The organism is Streptomyces sp. NRRL F-2664, assembly GCF_000719345.1.
Classification (GTDB): Bacteria; Actinomycetota; Actinomycetes; order Streptomycetales; family Streptomycetaceae; genus Streptomyces.
In genome coordinates this window covers 1-208 of sequence record NZ_JOFX01000647.1, presented here as the reverse complement: position 1 = coordinate 208, position 208 = coordinate 1, and the positions used below count along the sequence as shown (strand labels likewise).

Genomic DNA, 208 nt, shown 5'->3' with positions numbered 1-208 from the left:
CTCGGTCTTCGCCGGCCGGCCGAGGCTGTCGTAGGTGTAGGCGGCGGAGGCGGTCTGCCCGTCCGCAGTCTTCTGCACCGCGGCCTTCAGACTGCCGTCGGGATTGTACGTGTAGGCGGTGACGGCGCCGGCGGCGTCGGTGGCCGTCTCCAGCTGCCCGTGCTGGTCGTAGGCGCGGGAGACAGCCTTCCCGTCGGGGTAGGCGACC

General features: G+C 72.1%; 1 protein-coding gene. It reads right to left on the bottom strand.

Going from position 1 to position 208, the window contains the following annotated elements:
* A partial coding sequence (locus IF89_RS40490; RefSeq protein WP_043195264.1) for a hypothetical protein occupies nucleotides 1-208 on the bottom strand: 208 nt, incomplete at both ends.